14 protein-coding genes and 1 pseudogene are annotated in these 21469 nt (G+C 40.7%); 4 read left to right on the top strand and 11 right to left on the bottom strand.

The genetic code is table 11. The features are described from left to right. Nucleotides 1–16: 16 nt before the first annotated feature. The 11 genes from NBH01_RS17840 to NBH01_RS17790 form a co-directional block, all read right to left on the bottom strand. On the bottom strand, nt 17–2779 hold the full coding sequence (locus NBH01_RS17840; RefSeq protein WP_250700206.1) for a glycoside hydrolase family 2 protein: 2763 nt from the start codon (nt 2777–2779) through the stop codon (nt 17–19). A gap of 6 nt (nt 2780–2785) precedes the next feature. Then, nucleotides 2786–3682: an ROK family protein gene (locus NBH01_RS17835; protein ID WP_008767097.1), complete on the bottom strand. Its 897-nt coding sequence runs from the start codon at nt 3680–3682 to the stop codon at nt 2786–2788. Nucleotides 3683–3685: 3 nt separating this feature from the next. Then, entirely contained in the window at nt 3686–4735 is a 1050-nt protein-coding gene (locus tag NBH01_RS17830) for an SIS domain-containing protein (RefSeq protein WP_008762549.1), read from the bottom strand. Nucleotides 4736–4864: 129 nt separating this feature from the next. After that, complete coding sequence (locus NBH01_RS17825; protein ID WP_229032744.1) at nt 4865–6673, bottom strand: DUF5018 domain-containing protein; 1809 nt, start codon at nt 6671–6673, stop codon at nt 4865–4867. Nucleotides 6674–6748: 75 nt separating this feature from the next. Beyond that, on the bottom strand, nt 6749–8434 hold the full coding sequence (locus NBH01_RS17820; RefSeq protein WP_008762551.1) for a RagB/SusD family nutrient uptake outer membrane protein: 1686 nt from the start codon (nt 8432–8434) through the stop codon (nt 6749–6751). Nucleotides 8435–8448: 14 nt separating this feature from the next. Beyond that, nucleotides 8449–11601 (bottom strand): SusC/RagA family TonB-linked outer membrane protein, encoded by a 3153-nt coding sequence (locus tag NBH01_RS17815; protein ID WP_008767096.1) that lies wholly within the window; start codon nt 11599–11601, stop codon nt 8449–8451. Between the two features lie 49 nt (nt 11602–11650). Continuing rightward, on the bottom strand, nt 11651–12817 hold the full coding sequence (locus NBH01_RS17810) for a n-acyl-d-glucosamine 2-epimerase (protein WP_011108906.1): 1167 nt from the start codon (nt 12815–12817) through the stop codon (nt 11651–11653). Nucleotides 12818–12849: 32 nt separating this feature from the next. Beyond that, nucleotides 12850–14256, bottom strand: coding sequence for a sugar porter family MFS transporter (locus NBH01_RS17805; protein WP_008767094.1), 1407 nt, complete (start codon nt 14254–14256; stop codon nt 12850–12852). A gap of 5 nt (nt 14257–14261) precedes the next feature. Continuing rightward, the gene (locus tag NBH01_RS17800; protein ID WP_250700205.1) at nt 14262–15359 is read right to left on the bottom strand and encodes a DUF4434 domain-containing protein; all 1098 of its coding nucleotides are present in this window, start codon (nt 15357–15359) and stop codon (nt 14262–14264) included. Between the two features lie 386 nt (nt 15360–15745). After that, nucleotides 15746–16924, bottom strand: coding sequence for a prolyl oligopeptidase family serine peptidase (locus NBH01_RS17795; protein ID WP_048696311.1), 1179 nt, complete (start codon nt 16922–16924; stop codon nt 15746–15748). 114 nt (nt 16925–17038) lie between these two features. Further along, on the bottom strand, nt 17039–18184 hold the full coding sequence (locus NBH01_RS17790; RefSeq protein WP_008767092.1) for an AraC family transcriptional regulator: 1146 nt from the start codon (nt 18182–18184) through the stop codon (nt 17039–17041). Between the two features lie 227 nt (nt 18185–18411). Here NBH01_RS17790 and NBH01_RS17785 point away from each other — a divergent pair, with 227 nt between their 5' ends. The 4 genes and pseudogenes from NBH01_RS17785 to NBH01_RS26805 all read left to right on the top strand — a co-directional run. After that, a complete protein-coding gene (locus tag NBH01_RS17785; protein WP_061473620.1) occupies nt 18412–18882 on the top strand; it encodes an HU family DNA-binding protein in 471 nt (156 codons plus the stop codon). 103 nt (nt 18883–18985) lie between these two features. After that, nucleotides 18986–20527 carry a glycine--tRNA ligase gene (locus NBH01_RS17780; protein ID WP_055220605.1) on the top strand — a complete coding sequence of 514 codons (1542 nt, stop codon included), beginning with the start codon at nt 18986–18988 and terminating at the stop codon, nt 20525–20527. Nucleotides 20528–20538: 11 nt separating this feature from the next. Continuing rightward, nucleotides 20539–21108 (top strand): BamJ family beta-barrel-assembly machinery protein, encoded by a 570-nt coding sequence (bamJ, locus tag NBH01_RS17775; protein WP_048696309.1) that lies wholly within the window; start codon nt 20539–20541, stop codon nt 21106–21108. A gap of 231 nt (nt 21109–21339) precedes the next feature. Further along, nucleotides 21340–21469, top strand: a pseudogene (locus NBH01_RS26805) (RHS repeat-associated core domain-containing protein); the annotation flags it as partial.

The following is a 21469-nucleotide window of genomic DNA, read 5'->3' as shown; positions in this document are numbered from 1 at the left end:
TTCTTGGTTTTATTAGTTATTTAATAATAATTATAGGATTTTCTCCATGTAAATCCTCTATGGATACTGTCGCAGTGATGGTACGGGTCTCATTAGGGAACAATGAAATGAAGTTATCACTCCAAAATACCGGATTTACGACTTCTTTTGTTTTTTCTCTTTGTATCATTAAGTGGTTGAAAAAGGATAATTTATCAGAGTCATTCGTTAAAGTAAGCGTGATCTGATACTCTTTTTCTTGTTTTTGAAGTTTTAAATCTTGCTTTAATGTAACTTTAGGCATATTTACCAGCCAATAGAAATTTTGATGTTGCGAGTAACGCCAATATAAGTTTTCAGAAATAAGATTTCTGTTTAAGTCTTCTAATTCCAGCTTTATATAATATATGGCAGAAAGGTCACCTCGTTGAGGTACGGTTTCTAATTCTTTATATTGGTCGGCGCCCACGGATATGGTATCTGTGTATGCCCAGCATTCTTTCATCGAATAGTCTATGATTCTGGCTTTGGCTATAACAGATTTAAGTTCTTGATGAGTAGCGTTTATCACAGAAATCCGGTTCGTATTTGCATTCATTTGAATATGAATGGGTTCCATTGCTTTCTTTGAGAAATAGTAAGAAGCATTGGGTGACAGATACCAATCATAAATTTGCCAGCAGACATCGGGCCAACAAGAGTTTAGTTTCCAGATCATTATCCCTGTTGTGATATCCCACATCCGGTGGTTGGCTGCCTCAAACATGGCACGATACCCTTCTGAACTTACTAGCTGGCCTTTATATGCATAATCCTCGCTACTGACTGGGTCGCTATAGAAGGTTCGGATTGCATTGTCGTATGCACGATAGCAGAAGTTATTGGTGTCCCATGCTCCGTGTTCCGCCCATATACTGTCTAATGGATAAATCGGATTTCTCCGGTCAAGTGGCTTATCAATGGTAGGTATAAACTTTTTCAAACTTTCGTATACAGGTACGGAAGGCATGCCTAATTCGTTTCTGAACATTTGCAGATAAACCTCTTCTACTTTGTCGAAGTAGTAATCGGAGGGTGCCCAGTTATAGTCGGGAGCGCCATCATCGGTAGTACCGGTTGGTAAGTCCGGTTTTAAATAAGGAGTTAGTTTGTCTACGTCCCAACTGATACTGGTAGTCGGTATGTAGGGGCGTGTCGTGTCGAGGCTTAATACGGCTTCTTTGGTCGGATGATACAATTCTTCATCTACCAACACTTCATTAACTCCGAACCATGCAATGATACAGGGATGATTACGGTATCTTTTGACCATGTCTTTCACGCAAGCGATAGCTAAGTCATTGTTGAGAGGATTATGCTGGTTGTCACGTCCCGGGAACATTCGGTAGCATTGATAAAATACATGCCAGTTCATCAGTCCGTATTTATCCCAGCTATCTAGCCAATCTTCGGAAGGGGAAGGCATATCTTCACTGCCGATCAAAGTAATGTTGGCATTTGCCATTAATCGTGCCTGGTCATAAATTCGTTTGGGTGAGTCGTCGAGAAGTACATCCGGTTGTATCCATCCCCCTTTACAGAAGATGCGTTTGCCATTGATAAAGAATACACGACCATATTCTTCCCCGTTTTTCATTAATTCCGAAGTTACTTCGCGAATTCCGAAGTTTACCTTCTCCCGATCGGACGATTTCCCATTATTCATGTCGAATGATAAATCGAGACTGTGCATATATTGCTCTCCATATCCGTTTGGGTACCATAAGTATGGGTTCTGTATAGATAAGACGGAAAACTTCTGGGGAGATAATATTATTTCTTTACTTTCATTGGGGAGCATTGTGACAGGCAGAGTTACGCTTATCGGTTTCATGCTTCCAGCCAGTTTACGTGTGTAACTCGGATAAACTAATTCGTTGATAAGGCGAATTGTTGCTTTAACTTTACCGCTTATCATCTTATCCGAATGATTGTGTACAGTCGCTTTGATTGTAATGTCAGCAACTGTTGTATCTTTTTGGGGTAGAGTAGTGATAATATATGGGTCTTCAATAGTGACCTGGCTGGTTGCTTCCAGGGTGATGGACTGATAAATACCCATATTCCGGTCACGCACTACAGGGGCGCAATCCCAACCACCTGTGAATTTTAATGTTTCATCTTTGAACAAATCGGAAGCCGTACCACGGTTAGGCCCAAAGGCTATAAATTGTGTTCCGGGGTTAGGAGTTCCGGGATGGTCCACTTGATATATTTTTATAGCAATACAGTTCTGTGTGGGCTGGATATAATCGGTTATATCGAATTTGAAGCGGCGGAACATGCCTACTACATCTTCTTTTTTCCCTATTTGATGTCCATTAATCCATACGTCTGCACGATAGTTAATTCCATTGAGGTTCAGCCATATTTTTTTGTTTTTATATTGCTTAGGCAAAGTGAAGGTCGTGCGATACCAATAAGGTTCCTGCCAAGGATTTTTTCCATTGCCCAGGTAACTGTATTTAGCTAAGTCCATTTTTTTATTAAACTCATCAGAGACATCAGGAATTAGAAAGTTGTTCATGCCGATTCTGGGATCAGGATAAACGTTCTGTTTCACTAATGCATTCAAAACAGTAGTCGGTACTGTGGCTTCATACCAGTCGGTAGCTTGGAATGAAGGCATAGATACTTTTTCCGCATTTTCGCTTATTTCGGTTGTACTTTTTATTTCCCAATTGGTTAATTTCAACTGGTTATCTGCTTTGCTTATCAAGCAAAACAATAGAAACGGATAGAGTATAAGTAATTTTTTCATAACAATTTATTCTACAAACATTAAAGCTGCTGCACCCATAAATCCGGCATTATCTTTTAAACCTGCTGGCTTTAACTGGATGCTTGCAGCAGTTTGCGGACAAATGTACTTTTTAAATAAAGATACCATTGAATCCCAAAATATATCTGATGAATGCATAACTGAGCCTCCGATAATTACGACTTCCGGATCAACGATATTAACAGTCCAGGAAAGGGCATAAGCTAATGCCTGGGTAAACTCTTTCCATGCTTTTAATGCGTTGATGTCTCCTTCCCGGGCTAATTTACTGATTTCTTCTCCTGAAATCTTTCTTTTTGTAATTCTCTGATATAAATTTGATATTCCAGTTCCCGATACATAATCTTCTATCATTCCTTCTTTGTATGGAGACAGCCAGATTTCTCCGGCACAACCGGTAGCTCCACGAATAATTTTTCTGTTTACCACTATAGCTGCTCCTAAGCCTGTGCCAAGAGTGATTCCTAGTATTGAATTTAGGTTTCTTCCGGCTCCCCATAGGGCTTCTCCTAACATCATTGCATTTGCATCATTATCCAGTTTGACCGGAAGTCCGAAAGTTGATTCTATTTTTTTGTGTAAAGGGTAATTGTGTAACGTTGGAAGGTTATTGCATTCGAGAATGATGCCTTTGTTGATATCTAATGGACCGGTAGAACCGATGCCGATGCCGATTAATTCTGCTCCATCGGCTTGTTGTATCATTCTTCGGATTAATAGAGTCAATTGCTCAATAATCATTTCACCGGGTTCGTGCGCTAAAGTCCGGATAGATTCGGGGATACCGATTATCTGTCCGTTAATATCGACAAGTCCGGCTTTTATTTTAGTCCCGCCAATATCGACTCCAATTGCAATTTTCTTTGGATACACAATTCTCATAGTTTATTCGATTGATGTTATTTTGGCACCATGTGTAAATTCTCCTGGTATTATTCCGCATTTGGTTGCCCATGTATTTATAAGAAGTTGTACAGGAACTATACAGGGGATTGTAAATAACTCAGCATTAGTGCTTGGGATAGTAATGGCACATAAATTATCATTTTCAAACACTAAGTTTGAATCGGTGATAAAGATAACTTTTCCTTCATATTTAAGGATATCTTTTACTAAAGATAGTGATTGTTCGTAGGTTTCTGATTGCGAGTGTGCAAATAGAATGGCTATGAATCCTTTCTTTACCATTTCTAACGGGCCATGCCTGAATTCACCACCTAATAAAGCTGATGCAGGCGTATGCGCTGCTTCCATGAACATCAATGCACTCTGGCTGGCAGCTGCAAAAACTGGTCCCCGTCCTATTAATTGCACAAAAGTGGAGCCGTCTATCAGTTCAATAGCTTTCGACATCCATGGAGTATTTCCATTGACCATGTTCTCAATAATTTTACTGAGTTTATGCCATTGGGTGCTGTCGATTTCTTGATTGCATAACTTCATTGCCAGTAAATATGCTACTTGATAACAGGTTATGAATGTTTTTGTTGACGTTTTTTCTTCCTTTCCAGCTTTGCACAATAGGCTATAGCGAGAGAATTTGACTAAACTGCTATCTTTTTCATTACAAATAGAAAGAACTGTGATGTTTGAAGATAACTTTTCTATTAGTTTGATTACTTCATAGCTTTCTCCTGATTGCGAAATACATATAATCAACGATTCTGGACTAATTAATGAAATTTGATAATGCAATAATTCTCCTGCGTTCAGAGCATATGCCGGGATTTTATATGAATTAAGTAGAGAAGCAGTTGCGTTAGCGATGAAGTAAGAACTGCCCATACCGGTTAACAGAATATTTCTATATTTGCCGGAACACCATAATTCTGAAATTTGTGACAAAACGGATTTTCCTTCTACGCTTTTGTAGAAGTTTGCCGTCTGCAGAAGTGCTTGCGGTTGCTCTTGTATTTCTTGGAAAAATTGTACCATCGGATTTTTTTAATTATAATCTAGTGACTTTAATAACTACTTAGCAACAGTTGTGCAATTATTCATATGTAATTGCCAACTGTTACTGAGTAGTTTATAGATGATCTTAAATGATATTTAAATTTTCATTTATAAATTGAATCTGGTAATTTCATAAGCAAATAGTCCCTGATCCGTAGTCAACATATAGACCTGAACGGCATTGCCATCAGCACTTCGACCGAATACAACATCTCCTGTTTCATCAACGTTGGTACCAAGTACCTGTTTGCCAGAAACGAACGAGGCTGAAGATGTCATACCAGTTACCGCATACCCCGTTCCGGGGATACTGCCTGTTCCTGTTGTACTTCCTTCACGTGAATCGAAGATAAAGCCATTAGCCATTGCTGAAGTTCCGGGATTATTCGTGATGTTGGATACATATAGGCGGTGGGACCAAACCCCATTGCTTGACAGACCATTTTGAACGCCTAACAAACATGTACCGTTAAATTCAACATATCCTATTCCCCGGACATTCTTATCATATGTAGCGCTACCGGACCACCAATGTGATGTTGGAAGTGAGAAATCTATGGCGCGTGCGCCTGTGCCTATAGGAGTGTAATTAATTGCTTGCCGGAAGTTGGCACTGGCCCAAATATATCCTAGTGGAGAAGTATTTGTCAATGGAATGACTTTAGTTGCGTTCCACATGGAGACTGATGCTCCTCCGCCCCATTCTACATAAGCGTTGCCTTGCATTGCACCATCTTTGAACATAAGGAAAACCGCACGTGGTACATTTTTGGTTGATGTGGCAATAATTGCATCCCCTGAAGTCAGATCACCTTTGACGCAGATTGTGCGTCCAAGCTCTAGTTTTTTGACTCCATTAATGCCTACAGGAGCATTGGCGAATGTACTCCCATTAATATTTGCATAAACGATGCTCTTAGGTGCATTCTCGATGCCGTTAGGCCAAACCCAGGCACGTACGTTTGGGTCGGTAACATTGGCGTCTAAAGTACTAGTGTATGCCATAGCTACTAAATGTCCAGCATCATCACTGGTAATAGCATGGATGGAGCGGCCTGCATCAATACCTGTAGTGTTGACTTTTACATCAAGTACTTTGCCGTTATAACGATCCATTACAATCATTTTATTGTAATCAGTGCTATTACTGATAATTAGATAGTCGTCAATAACAGCCATTGTACGGTTCGCTCCAACCTCAAATCCATGTGTGTCATCTGTATAGATTTGGAAACCAAATAATGAAGCTGTATAGCCCACTCCCTGAGGTAATAGATCCGGGAGTTCCAGACTAGTCTGATAGACTGTTTTGTCTGTTCCATTTTGTGCAATAACGGTTATAGTCGGTTGGTTACTTAAATCTATAATGCCGGTTGCCGGATCCAATGATGATGATTCGATAGTAGCCCATGGAGAGACTGTTAATGCCGCAGACTTCAAGGCTGCATCAATAGCTGAAGAGGTTTTATAGATGATGATTTTTCCTGTACCACCCGTACTCTCAGGTTCGACGATACGTATTGTTGCACGTGAATAGTCTGTCAGTTCTACTTTACTAATACTGGCTAATTTTGATTTCACATAAGCAGCCTTAAATGTATAAGTAATTTTGCTTCCATCTTCTTTGACTAATGTTGATTGGAAACCACTGACCAGATCACGAATGCCGGAAATGCTGGGGGAGAATTTTGCTCCTACAGGCAGGCTGGCTGAAACTTTCATTTGTGTCAGGTCACCTTGTATTTTTTCCGTATCTGAAATATAATAAGGAACTTGTATGGTAATTGTATTACTTGCCTCGTCTACGATAGCACTATATGTGGTACTTTCATCAGAAGCTAAGCATCCGGTTATGGTTAGTCCTGTAACATTTTCGCTGCCTGTCCTTGCCAGATCGTCAGGGTCCTCGCAGCTCATGAAGGCTAGCATTGATATTAGTACCCCGGTGAATAGATATTTTATTTTCATAATTTTTCTCTTATTAAATAATTATTATTTCCACAGTTCATTTTGTTCACAGAGTGTGTTATCTTGAAGTTCTGTGTATGGAATAGGGAAAATTGTATATTTTTCAGGGAATAAACGGTCTTGTGTATCGCATTCTACTCGTGCGTAACTGAAACTGCCACCGGCCTGTGTTATCTTAACGCCGTGCAGACGTTTATGATCAAGTGTTCTTACGGCGATTCCCCAACGGATCAGGTCGAAATATCGGTGTCCTTCCATTCCAAGTTCACAAATACGTTCTTTAGACAGATCTTCCAGATAATCACTCCAATTATTTTGTTGGGCGAGTTCCGGCAGTCCGACGCGGTCACGGATCGTTTTCAGATCAGCATAGGCTTTTCCAAACTCGTTTTGTCGTGCATATGCTTCCGAACGAATCAAGTAAATTTCAGCTAAACGCATTTCTATCCAGTATTGTCCACTCAAAATGCTGCTAAAGTTGATATTGGTATCATCAGAAGCGAACTTACGAATCAGATAACCTGTTGTTGATTTGTGCACATTATCTTGTCCGGTTGTAGCAAAATCCATATATCCGTCATTTCCATCTACATACAACTGGAGAGTACGTCCTTTCCATGTTGCTCCATTATAAAGAATGGAGGCGTAAAAACGTGGTTCGCGATTGGTAAATGGAGCATTGTTGTAGGAACTGAGATTACTCCAGTCAAAAGATTGGTAGCTACCGTTTACTTTGATATCGAAAGAGGAAGCGTATTCATCAGATGGAGTGACTGCCGCACCTACACTTCCTTCTGTAACACCGGCTGCTTTCCAGTCGTATGGTGGACACACGTAGATGTCAAAAGAATGTTGCTTGGCGTTCTTTCCCTGTTGGAAGTAAACCGGAAGGATTAGCTCACTATTATTGACTGAGGTGAATATTTTGTAGTAATCATTGGCAGTCGTTCCTTGCAATAAACTGTAATTCAATTTTAATACTTCATTGCAGGCATCTATCGCATCCCCCCAGCGTTTAGCATAAAGGGCCGCACGTGCTTTCATTCCGTAAGCGGCTCCTTTGGTAATACGCCCCACATTGGTACCTGTCCAGTTTTCCGGAAGGTCTTGTACTGCCTGGGTGTATTCGTTGATAATGAAATCCCAGCAATCTGATTCAGATGAACGTGCTTTAGCTCTTTCGTCAGGTCCGTCTACATAATCTTCATCAGTACGCAGGATAACTCCGCCATGACGGAGCACCAGTTCCTGGTAAGCAAATGCACGTAAGAAACGAACCTCTGCTGTACGCTTTTTCATTTCATCCTGATCTAAGTTATCTCCATAACCTTTGCTTCGGTCATAGAAATATTCGTTGAGTTGACGGATACGGGTATACATACCACTCCAGTTGGAGCGGAAGTTGCTCGTTTCGGTGACATAATTCGTCTGATAAAAGAATTTATTCATGGCACCTCCGTTCACTCCATACCAAGAGTATTTTAACAGATCTGTAGCTCCATCGTCCATTAAGCAGTAAGAATCTATATTGATAGTAGCATTATCATATAGCACGCTATATAGCCCTTTGACGTAAAGGTCTACATTTTCCAGTGAGGAATATGCTACATTCTCGCTGTACCAGCCAGTAGGATCTACGTCCAGTACATCACATTGTGTCAAGCAAATGCTAGCTGCTATGCCTATAATGTATTTTTTTATATTTTTCATATTAACTATTTGTTTTAAAATCTAACATCTATACCAAAACTGAATGTACGTTGTTGTGGATAATATCCTGTTGCTACATTTGTACTTTCTGGATCGATATACTTGAAATCGGTAAATGTCAGTAGGTTAGTCCCGTTAGCATAAACTCTGATGTTTGACAATCCCATCTTGTTGGTCCAGGCTTTAGGAAGCGTATATCCTAAAGTCACGTTCTTCAAACGTAAATACGCACCATTTCTTTTCCAGAAATCCGATTGTTGGGCATTGTTTGAATGAGATACACTGCTGACAGTCAGACGAGGATATTCCGCATTTGTATGATCGGGTCGCCAACTGTTTTCTACCAGATAAAGAGGAGCGTTGTCCCAATTTGCATACCAGGGTCTTGTCATAGGGGTCATATCTGTTGCGCCATTTAAGTCTTGCCATGAGTATTGAAGCATTTTATCACAAAGTGCCGCTCCTTGAAACTGAACAGATAAATCGAAGCCTTTGTAATTAGCGTCAGCCATTAGTGCAAACATCATTTCCGGGCGGATGCCACGTGATATTTTGATTCGGTCGTTGGAATCGATCTTTCCATCGCCGTTAATATCGGCATATTTAATGTCTCCTACTCGTGGTGTATTCCATGATACTTGAGGTGAATTAGCAATCTCTTCTTCACTCTGATACAACCCTAATGCTTTTAATCCCCATAATTCACCGACTGATGATCCGAGAACACTTTGCCAGGGTAATGTGTTATCCGCCTGTGTTCTGCTTAAGATACGGTTATGAGCGTAAGATAAGTTGCCATTCAAACTATAACTGAATTCTCCTATACGATTGCGATGTTTCAGTGCAATTTCAAATCCGCGGTTATCAAATGTTCCTGTATTTTCAGAACTTGGGTAGTGTCCACCTAAAGAAGGAGGATAGATATTACTAACACTTTGAAGAATGTCGTATGTATATTTGTAGAATACATCAAACTCAACTCCCAACAAACCGTTCCAGGCACTAAGATCGAAACCTAAGTTATATGATTTTGTTTTTTCCCAAGTCAGTCGTTCATTTGGATAAGCTACTGTGTTGCTAAGTGTTCCTTGAGTGTTAGGTGTACTGCCAAATACTACTCCATTATTAGTATAAGAGTAGGATTTTCTGTACAAGAAAGCACTAACGTTGTCGCTACCTAGAATACCAAACGAACCTCTGAGTTTAAAATAGTCTATTTTAGGAAGTGCGTCTTTGAAAAAGTCTTCTTCCGACATCACCCATCCTAAAGAAACTGAAGGGAAGAATCCCCAACGGTGTCCTTTGGCAAACTTATAAGAACCGTCGTAACGGAAAGATGCTTCGGCCAGGTATTTATTGGCGTAGGCATAATTTAGACGACCTACATAAGCGGCGTAAGCACTTTTCCCAGAAGAACCGCTATTAGTTGCAGTTTGGGCATCTCCCAAAGATATTTCGGGTAAATCGAATAAGTCGTAATCCGTACGACTAGCATTCAGTGCAGAGCTTTTTACCTGAGTTTGTTCGTAGAGGAAAAGGGCTCCTACATCATGAAGTCCGAATTTGTTGTTATATGAAATAGTCGGACGTAATATTACTTGTTGTGATTTTTGGTCACCCTGATATAGGTTACCATCTGCCAGCAGATTTGCACTTTGTACATAGCTGTAGCTTTTGGTGGAAGAATCATAGGCATTGACAGAATATGCATAAGCAAATGTTTTACTTGCCAGGTCTTGCCAGTCCCAACTGATGAACATATTTGCTTTCAAACCTTTCAGGAATGGGGCTGTATATTCGACATTTGCGGAACTTTCTATTCTGACTCTGCGAGATTCCTGGAATCCTGAATTTGCAGATCCATAGATCGGATTGGCTGCGCTGGTTGCGCCTCGGTATGCCGAAGTAGGATAACCTTCATACTCTTTCGGAACAAAAGGTATAGAGTAAAGCAACTGATGGAAAATACTATAGGCTTGTTGATTGCCATAAGAGTATCCTCCCGGCTGATAATAATCTTTGATTAATGCTGCGGTATTTAGTGACACTTTAATGTCTTTGGTCGCTTGTACATCAATATTTGAACGGAAATTGCTGCGTTCGTTTTTGTTGCCTTTAATAATACCATCTTGATGTAAATAGCCGCCGCTGATGAAATATCTGACCTTATTGCTGCCTCCGTTTATAGACAGATTGTGTTGGTGCATAAGGGTAGTCTTATATAAGTCGGAGGTCCAGTCTGTATTTTCAAATCCATCGGTAGGGTCTCCGTTATAAGTTGCCGCAATTTCTTCGTCGGTAAAATATGGATTATCTACGCCATTATTGTCTAGTTTGCGAGCCAGATTATACCATTGCATATATTGGGTTCCGTTCATCATTTTAGGCAGAGTGGTAGCGTGCGATAGAGTCATACTGCCTCTGTAGGTGATATCTGTTTTACCTTCTTGCCCATGTTTGGTTGTTACCAGCACAACTCCGTTGGCTGCCTTCATACCATAAACGGCACAAGATGCAGCGTCTTTTAGGATGGTAACAGACTCCACGTCATTCGGGTCTACTTGTCCCATAGCTCGTTCTACTCCATCAACTAAAACAAGTACCGTACCTGAACCGCTGAATGAAGAATAACCACGGATTAATATGGAAACATCATCCGATCCTGGTTGTCCGAGTGATTGTTGGGTAATAAGGCCGGGCAACTTACCGACTAATGTTTGTGACATATTACTGGCAGTTGTTTTCAACATATCTTTTTGAGATACCGTGGCTACAGATCCGGTTAAGTGAGCTTTCTTTTGTGTTCCATAACCTACTACTACAACTTCGTCCAAATTAGCGACATCTTCTTTTAAGATGATGTTGATCGTACTGCGTCCGTTCACTTTTATCTCTTGTTTGTTCATACCGATGTATGAGAATTCAAGAGTGGCAGTGTTGGATGCATTGATAGAGTATCTACCGTCAATATCGGTAGTGGTACCTGTGGTCGTACCTTTGACAACGACGCTGACTCCTGGCAACGGATCACCGGTCACGTCTGTGACGACTCCCCTAACCATGTTCTGGGCATAGCCATTTGTGGCATACGCAAAAAGCATCGACAATGAGAATAGTATGATTCTGATTGTTCGGAAACTACTTTTTTGCTTAAAGCATTGTTCCATCATAAGATAAAATTTAATTGGTTAATAAAAAAGTTTTTGGGTATTAGATTTATTGTAATTCTTCTAGTACTTTCCAGCATTGATATAAGCCCCTGGGGACATGGAAACAGCCTTTCCATTTGCCTCCTTTAAGTGGCAGAAGTACTTCTCCCTGGCGGTTTAAGTAACCGAACCATTCAGGATATTGAGCATCTTTGAAGTGCGTCCATACATACTCATGTATTTTCTCGAACCACTCCATACATTGTTTGTCACCTGTCAATTGGTAACCTTTTAGTAGGGAAATAAGTGTTTCAATGTGTACCCACCAAAGTTTTTGGTCCCATTCCAGTTGTTGGGGAGGGCAACCTTTGCGGTCCATAAAATAGTAGATGCCACCATATTCTTTGTCCCATCCGTAGTTAATCATCGTCAAGGTTACATTTTTTGCCTTTTCGATTAGATCAGGGCGATTCAGGCGTTTTCCTAAATCCATGATAAACCACATCGCTTCGATGTCGTGTCCGGGAGTCACTTGCCGTCCTTCAAAACAGTCTACGAGATTGCCGTCCACTCCTATGTTTTCAACAATAATTCCTCCTAGCTCCGGGCGATAGAATACTTCCATCACTTCATGGATACAAGTCTCTATTGTTTTTTCCAGATACTCTTTGTCCAACAAGTGTTCTATTTCAAGTGCCAGATTACAAAGGATCATCGGGAGGGCGAAATTTTTCAGATTACGTGTGCCCGGATGGATTTTGTTCCATTTACCTTTCGGATTATCTGCCTTTGAGAGAATAATATCGAACGTTTTCTTTGCAATGTCAGCATATTCCTGATTGCCTGTAGCCAGACTGAGTTGCCCGAAAGCCATTGTAGCAAATGTATAGGAAAAGATGTTGTATGGTTCTACCAGAGGATTACCTGCCCGATCCAAAGAAAAATACCAATGATAGTTTCCATCATGTCCGTATTTCTTTAGAAATTCACTGCCTTGAATAGCGCAATCCAGCCATTCCTGTTTTTTCTCAACTTTATTGTAAAGCATTGAGAATAACCAAACTTCGCGTCCTTGCAGCCAAATAAATTTATCTGTATCGAATACGTTGCCTTCACGATCCAGACAAGTGAAATAGCCACCGAATTCGTGATCCTGAGAATGCTCTAACCAGAATGGAAGAACATTATTCAGTAGTTCGTCTTTGTATTGGTTTGCTAATTTTTTTAAATCCATAATTGTTAGTTTTTTATTTAATAAGGTCTATTTTACCGTTCCGAACGGGTCCAGTATCTTTCAATCTCCTCCAGAGACTTTCCGGTAGTTTCCGGTACGAGTTTCCAGACAATGAGCATATACGGTACACACATGATGGCGAACAGGAAGAATGTTCCGGCTGGAGTAAGATTCTGGAGCATCCAGGGGGTTAGCTGTCCGATCAGATAGGTACCGATCCAAAGAGCGAATCCGGCAATGGACATTGCTAATCCGCGTATTTTGGTAGGGTACATCTCAGAGAGAAGTACGAATATCACAGCGCAAATGGAAATGGCGCAACAAAAAACATAACACAGAAAGAAGGCTAACAGAAACAGGCTGGAAATATTCCAGGCATTTCCGAAGAGGAAATAACTGCCAATGAGTATCAATGAAACGACCATTCCGGATACCCCATAATATATCAGTTTCTTGCGTCCTACTTTGTCAATGATGAGAAGTGCCAGGATAGTGGTCAGTGTATTCACAAGTCCTACAAGAACCTGATAGAACAGAGAATCCCCTCCTGAAAGACCGGCATTCTCAAAAATGGAAGGCCCGTAGTAAAGAACTGCATTAACCCCCATGAACTGTCCCAGAATAGCAATACATACACCGATAATGACTGCTTTCAGAATACCTGGTTTCAGAAGGATAGACCATTCTGAACGGGTCTCGGAAACAAGGACGGATTTTGTCTCGTTTAGCTGGAAATCAGCCTCTTTAAATGAATTGTAGATCTTTTCCAGAATATAAGTGGCTTTCCTTTCTTGTCCTTTTACTATCAGCCATCTGGGGCTTTCGGGTATGAAAAAGATAATAATAAAGAATATTATGGCTGGTAATGTCTCCATGCCTAACATACCTCTCCACACTTCTGTAACTACTATTTTTTCTAACCAGGCGATAGGTAAGTGGTTTCCACTCTCTGAATATGCCAATAACTGGTAGTTGACAAGATAAGCTCCTAGAAAACCGACAGTTACGGCCAGTTGATACAGGGAGACCATCCTGCCTCTGAATTGTGCGACGGAAACTTCGGAAATGTAAAGAGGAGATACAATAGAAACAACACCAATTCCGATGCCACCTATGATTCTATAAACAACTAACTGGTTAAAGTCAATGCAAAAAGCACAGCCGATTGCTGATGTAGAAAACAGAATGGCAGAAAGTATCATTGTTCTTTTACGTCCGATGCTGTCGCTCAATATTCCGGAAAAGAGAACACCGACAATCGATCCGATCAATGCGCATCCTACATACCATCCTTGTTGCAAGGTGTCCAACTGAAACAGATGTGTCACCTGAGCTATTGTGCCGGATATGACAGCTGTGTCATAACCGAACAGAAAGCCTCCTAAAGCAGCAACGACTGAAAGGAATATGATATAACCCAGATTAATTGTTGTTTTCATATAGTTTATTTGATTTCAAAGTATTCTCTGTATCTGTCATATAAATGTCCTGCCTGCAGATAAGCTGATTGCGGACTTAAAAAGTGAGAAAACTCAAAAGTGATTGCTTTATCATATCCGGCACGTTTTGCCGCTTCCAGTTTCATGCGGAGTTTGTCGAATTTGATCGGCAGGAACCGGATGGGCATATCGCGGTCGAATGTTTCCGCGTTTGTCCAACATTGCATTCCGTATTTGTCTGCCAGTTTCTTGTTCACAGTGAAAAAAGCATCCAGTTCGTCGTAGTCAATGTGTCCGTCTTGAAAAGCACAAGCGTCTACTACATCGTGTATACCATCAAAAATTTCATTCCATTCTCTCTCATGTTGTTCTACGGATACAGCATCCTCCCTTGTCATTTTTCCGGTTCCCATGACTGCCTTTTTACCATCAATCCAAGGGGATATAAAAGTAGGGAGGCCATTCGATACATCTTTGCATTGTTTACCCATGGTATGAAATGCACCGATAGCTCCTTTGGTATTGCGGCTGATTTCCGTGCTAATATACCAGCCTCCGAAACTCTTATACTTTTCACCGTAAGTATTCCATACTTCGTCAATCACATATTTATTATATTCCACTTCCCACGACATATCACGTGTATCCCAATAATGACCGGTGTCATACAGCCCAAAATAAAACTTCATGTTATATTTTTCAGCCAGTCGTAAGTACATATCTACTAAATCCACGGAAGGCATATAGCATCCTTTTCCTAATAGATATTTGGACGGATAAGTGATGAACTTGCGATATCCGGAACGGATCATAATAACGGTATCGATACCAATCCTTTTCATGTGCTGAAAGTCGAGATCCCATTCTTTTTCTCCCCAGTTCTGGTGTGGAATATCGTGAGATATTTCATCTAGAAAAGTGCCTGTGATTTTCAGACCATTATTCTTCGGTACAATTAATTTGCTGTCCGTCCTTTTGCTCGGAGAGAGAACGAATTCACTTCCATCTTTGCCTTCAGCGGCCAGTAGTGTGGGAGCCATTAGGGCGGAGGCTCCCGCTAATGCGGCGTTCTTTAAGAAATCTCTGCGATTATTCGCTTCCATAGTTTACTTTTTTTAGTTTCTACTCTTTTTAGTATATATTTAACCTATTGAATTTTTAATAGTTTAATATTTATTACTAACTCGGAATCATCTGCTAGCTTTATTAATTCCTTTGAGCTAGCACTTTTAATTTATTAATTATGAATTTATTATTGTGTTATTTATTAATTGGGCGATAATTTATGATTAGTTTTATTAATATGGCATTAATATTGCCCCATTCGCAGATGGGGCATTTTATGTTTTCTAGTGTATATTTTTCATAGGCTAATCATTTTAGTCAAGTAATTTAGGTTACTTGGATGAATTGATAGAACAAAGTTAGGCATCCAGAGTTGATTTTTTGCGCAAAAAAACGAAAAAGTGTATTCAAAAAACGCATCTTTCTACTCTTTGGTAGATTTATTTGCTGAATGCAAGTACCATTTAAAAAAATCATATATAATTTCGTTTGATTCAGGGGTTGGGTCATGATTGACTCTGTTGCTCATCGCGACATTATTACGGTATCCTAAGAGCCGGTTGACCGCTATTGTATGGTTTAGCGCTATCCACCGGTCTGTTCCGTCAGAGTATCCTCCGGAAACAAGAAATGGGCGAGGTGCCATCAGCGTATGCAATTCATGCAAATCATATCCTTCTTTGCGGAGCTTCGGATAAATGCCTTTAGCATAATCATGCCCATTTTTACTCCATGTATTTTCCCATGGTGGCGGATAATATCCCAAATACCAGGGTTCCCAGTAATTGATATATCCCTCTTTTGTTTCGTCGAATACAATTCCGGGGTCTCCCCATGCCGCACAAGCGAACTTTTCGTATAGGCATGAGGCAAACATTGCCCACTTCCCACCATAAGAATGCCCTGTGATGCCTATTCTTGTAGAATCGACGTCCTGTACTTTGGCTAATACTTCCCATGCATTTGCGGCTGCATAAGCTAATGCTGAAAGTGGTTGGAGAGTTGCATTTTCAATGGTGGGGTAATAAATGGAATATGTCTGATTCTCTGTGGTCTTCGTTGTTCCTATTGATAATGTGACAAATCCTCTTTTCGTCAATTGATATGCAAAGTCTCTATAAGGTTTTCCACCCAATCCGATAGCCGTTTCGGGTTCATAAAATGTAGTGATAACGGCAGGCTTTTTGCCTTCTTTGTCCGGAACCAGCAAATAACCTTCAGTCTGTTCGTTGGGAGTCCAGTAGAAGCGGACACGGTATTGCATGAAGTTTTCACGGTGGAGAGTATCCAGAATTTCAAATGTTTGTCCGGTAATGACAGGCGGCCATTGTCCTAACAGGCTCATCCATCTGTCCTTGATTTCAGTTCGTCGTCTTTGCCAGTCTTCAACGGTTCTGACTGTATCCCCATTATAATATAATAAAGGAGAGCGAAAATTCCCATATACATTTTCGTATTCTGCGGGCGGGCGGAAGTAGCTCGATAACTTATTCCATAGATCAGAGGAGTCATTGTTTCCGCTATTTTTGTTTCCGCTGCATCCTGCTAGAAATGCTGCCAGATGAACGATCAGGATGAATAGCACGATTTTCTTTTGCTCCATAAGTTGTTGATTGACTTTAAGAGTTAACATTTACCGAACAAAGATATGCCACTTTAGTAATGCCTCCGGTACTAAAAACGAAAAGCTATATTCGAAAAACGAATAATTTATTTTTTATCTGTTCGTGATTTTTTTCTCCCGATATTCCAAAGGGGAACATCCTTTGAACTTTTTGAAAATCCGGGAGATATTATTATAGTCTTTAAATCCGGCTTCCGTTGCAATGTCTGCCAATGAACGATCTGTAGTAAGAAGTAAATCGGCCAGATGGTTGACCCGGCAGTTTAAGATATACTGATAGATGGAAGTATGCATCGCATTTTTGAATTTCACTTCAAAATTTCTGCGTGAGAGCGGAATCTGTGCCAACAAAGACTCTATGGTCAGGTCGGAATTGTAATGACTCTCTATGTATTTTACAACTTCGAGAATGTAAGGGTCCTTTATATTATGCTTTTCTGTGGATTGCCGCAATTCTATGCGGATAGGGTTGATGACGATATTGAAGGTCCCTTCATGTTCCTTTTTGATTTGTTGATGAATGAGCCTGCCTATGGAATATCCTCCTCTTTCTACTTCCAGTTCTATGGAGGAGATGGGAGGATCGGAAATATTGCAGATCAAGTCATCATTGTCGACTCCTAACAGGGAGATTTCTTCCGGTATGTGTATGTTACTTATCTTGCAGGTTTCCGAAATGAATAGTGCGTGTGAGTCGTCGCAGCAGAACAACGCTATGGGTTTAGGAAGCTCTTGCAGCCATTGGCTTACTTCTATTCTGATTTCGTCTTCATGCTTATCGGATTCGAAACAATAAAAGTTGCCGCCTATCCGTTTAACTTCCTGACGGAAGCCTTCGCAACGTTCGTCAGACCAGACAACTCCGTTTATGCCGAAATAAGCAAAGTTGTGGAACATCCGCTTGGCGAAGAATTGGGCGGCCATTCTGCCCGTTCCTTTGTAGTCGCCCGTCAGATTGGAGTAAGTAGTGCTTCTATGGTGATAATTCTGCAATACAATCGGAATATTCAGTTCTTTCAGTAGATTGACGGTGTCATTGTTCCATTGTCCGATGATGGCGTCAGCTTTCCATTCTTTTGCCCATTTGAGAATACCTTTTTCTCCATACATGCCGCTGTAATAGGATGGAAGCCGATAGAAAAGCCAAGGTCCGTTTTCTTTGGAATATTGTACAAGTCCGCGGAGCAATTTTCTGTCAAATTCACTGGAATAATCGATCAGCAGTAGTATTTTTATCATAGTGTGTGCGGGTATATTAAAGTTTATGGAAACAAATATATAAATATTAGTTTGTTTTCTTTCTATAATAGTCTAACTTTGTTGCGAAGAAGATATGTATGACACCCGGGGCTCGTGCTGTACGACACCCGGGTGTTGTGATGTCTGACATCCGGGTGTCATACGTGCTGACACCCGGGTGTCGTACAGAATGAAAATATAAACGAAACAAGAAAGGAGTATAAGACATGGCAATCCCTTATGTAGTAAGAAAGAAAGCGGACTTGACGTCCGGAGAAAGAAAAGAGTTATGGTATGGTGTACCAAGTAAAATACAGGATAGAGGCGGAGTACAGAACAAAGAACTAGCCCAAGTGGTGGAGCTGCGGGGAGGTTTCCACCGTGGTCAGGTTGAAGGCATATTGGTGGAAGTAGCGGATGCCATCCGCTATTTGCTTTCTATGGGACAGTCTGTGACGATTGATGGGCTGGGTACATTCCAAACGGCTCTGACCAGTCCTGGCTTTGAACGTCCCGAACAAGTGACACCGGGACAAGTATCGGTATCCCGCGTTTATTTTGTGGCAAACAGCGTACTCCGTGACCGCATGAAGAAAACAAAGTGTATGCGCATCCCTTTTAAATATTATATGCCCGAAAGTATGTTGACTAAAGAGATGAAGAAAGCAGATCAGGAGCAGGAACAAACAGAAGAATAAGATAAATTAATACCCTCCCTGTCTTATTTATGAGATAAATGCCTATCTTTGTGGCACTTTTTACGAAAAAAGGTAATTCAAATTAATAGATATAGAAAAGAAAATGGCACAAGAAGACGTTTTTAAGAAACTTGTATCGCACTGTAAAGAGTACGGCTTCGTATTTCCTTCAAGCGATATCTACGACGGACTAGGCGCAGTATATGACTACGGTCAGATGGGCGTTGAATTGAAAAACAACATTAAAAAATATTGGTGGGACAGCATGGTGCTGTTGCACGAAAACATTGTCGGTATCGACTCTGCCATCTTTATGCACCCTACCATCTGGAAGGCTTCCGGACACGTGGACGCATTCAATGACCCTTTGATTGACAATAAAGATTCTAAAAAACGTTATCGTGCTGACGTATTGATCGAAGATCAGTTGGCAAAGTATGACGATAAAATCAATAAAGAAGTAGCAAAAGCTGCCAAGAAGTTTGGTGACTCATTCGATGAGGCTCAATTCCGTTCTACCAACGGACGTGTGTTGGAACATCAGGCTAAGCGTGATGCACTTCACACTCGTTTCTCAAAAGCACTGAATGATAATAATTTGGATGAACTTCGTCAGATTATTGTTGATGAAGAGATCGTATGTCCTATTTCCGGTACTAAGAACTGGACGGAAGTCCGTCAGTTCAACCTGATGTTCTCTACGGAAATGGGATCGACTTCAGATGGTGCCATGAAGATTTATCTTCGTCCGGAAACGGCACAGGGTATCTTTGTAAACTATCTGAATGTGCAGAAAACCGGTCGTATGAAAGTACCTTTCGGTATTGCCCAGATTGGTAAGGCTTTCCGTAATGAGATTGTTGCCCGTCAGTTCATCTTCCGTATGCGTGAGTTCGAACAGATGGAGATGCAGTTCTTTGTAAAACCGGGAACGGAACTGGATTGGTTCAAGAAATGGAAGGAGATTCGTCTGAAATGGCATAAAGCGCTGGGCTTCGGTGATGCCAGCTACCGCTATCACGACCACGATAAATTGGCTCACTATGCTAATGCTGCAACAGATATCGAGTTCCTGATGCCATTCGGTTTCAAAGAAGTGGAAGGTATCCACTCCCGTACAAACTTCGACTTGTCTCAGCATGAGAAATTCTCCGGCAAGAGCATCAAATACTTTGATCCTGAATTGAATGAATCATACACTCCGTATGTGATTGAAACTTCTATCGGTGTAGACCGTATGTTCCTGAGCATCATGAGCGCTGCTTATTGCGAAGAGCAACTGGAAAACGGAGAAAGCCGTGTTGTGCTGAAATTGCCTGCTGCCCTTGCTCCGGTGAAACTGGCTGTTATGCCGTTGATCAAGAAAGACGGTCTGCCTGAAAAGGCCCGTGAGATCATCGATGCTCTGAAGTTCCATTTCCACTGCCAATATGACGAAAAAGACAGTATCGGCAAGCGTTATCGTCGTCAGGATGCCATCGGTACTCCGTTCTGCGTAACAGTGGATCATCAGACATTAGAAGATAACTGCGTGACATTGCGTAATCGCGACACCATGCAGCAAGAGCGTGTAGCTATCTCTGAACTGAACAATATCATTGCAGACAGAGTGAGCATCACCTCATTATTGAAAACTTTACAATAAACCATTAACGAATGAGTAAAAAAATCTATTTATTCTCCTTAGTATTACTGGCTTTGGCTTTTGTTTCTTGTAGCGAAACCGAAGAAGAGGGAAAGTTTGCCAATTGGCGGGCGCGTAACGAGGCCTTTTTAGATTCTTTGCAGCAGGTGTATGATGCAAAAACTGATCCTGAATTGGAATTCTTTGTACCTTTTACGGATCCGGGAATGAAGATTTTCTATAAGAGAACGGTGAAAAATGACGAGGGGAGACGTCCTGTAATACCGAATGTTGTATCAGCGTATTATCGTGGATCTTATTATACAGGTGAGGTGTTTGATCAGAACTTTACCGGAAAAGATCCTGGGGACTTTGATTCTCCAACAGAATTCTGGGTGAATCCTATTTCAATGTCTAATCCTCCTCATATTATACCAGTGGATGGATGGATCGAAACATTGCAGAGGATGAGGACAGGAGAGAGATGGACTGTTTATTTACCTTGGGATATGGGATATGGAACTAGTGACCGGGATGGTATGCCCGGATATTCTGTTTTGGTCTTTGATATAAAACTGGAATCGGTAGTTTCAGATTATTAGATTGTTGAAAATAAGTATGTTTATGAGCTGATTACAAGTAAAGTTTGGTAGGATAGAAATTTAGTAGTCCTTGTAATCGGCGTACTTAAAATATTAAAATTCCCTTTATTTTAGTTGATTCTATTGAGAATTATACTAAAATAAAGGGAATTTTTATTGGAGAGTGATCTAATAATTTTCAATATTGAGGAACTTGTCTGGAAACAGCATATTATAAGTTCATTATATCGATATAATAAGTTCAGATACTACTCGCCTGAAATGGGGATATATATTTCTTCTGACCCGATTGGGCTGGCGGGCGGATTTAATACATACGCTTATGTGAAAGATACTAATACTTGGGTTGATGTTTTAGGTC

Source organism: Bacteroides sp. B1-V-101 (assembly GCF_023656585.1).
GTDB lineage: Bacteria > Bacteroidota > Bacteroidia > Bacteroidales > Bacteroidaceae > Bacteroides > Bacteroides thetaiotaomicron.
Note: the sequence above shows the minus strand (reverse complement) of the source record. Positions and strands in the feature narration are given on the sequence as shown.